Source organism: Fulvivirga lutimaris (assembly GCF_009711525.1).
In the GTDB taxonomy this organism is placed as follows: Bacteria; Bacteroidota; Bacteroidia; order Cytophagales; family Cyclobacteriaceae; genus Fulvivirga; species Fulvivirga lutimaris.
In genome coordinates this window covers 1-341 of record NZ_SMLV01000023.1, presented here as the reverse complement: position 1 = coordinate 341, position 341 = coordinate 1, and the positions used below count along the sequence as shown (strand labels likewise).

Here is a 341-nt window from a genome sequence, read left to right as displayed (position 1 = left end):
ATTACAGACATTACAAGTGTTGGCAGTGGAGCAATCATCACGGGAGCTGAGCGAACTCAGATTGGAACAAACACTACCAACATTGCCACTAATACTAGTAACATAGCTACCAATGCTACTGATATTGCAACCAATACAACTGACATATCTGCCAATACCGCAGCCATAGCAGCGGATGGCGGTGGAGATTTGCTAAGTACCAACAATTTAAGTGATGTATCGAATACTACCACAGCAAGAACTAATCTAGGCTTGGGAGGATTGGCGACACAAAATACAATAACAACAGCGGACATTACAGACATTACCAGTGTTGGAAGCGGAGCGATCATAACCGGAGC

General features: G+C 44.0%; 1 protein-coding gene. It reads left to right on the top strand.

Annotation, left to right across the window (positions count from 1 at the left end):
• On the top strand, positions 1 to 341 hold a 341-nt coding region (locus E1140_RS21105; RefSeq protein ID WP_221412582.1), incomplete at both ends, for a hypothetical protein.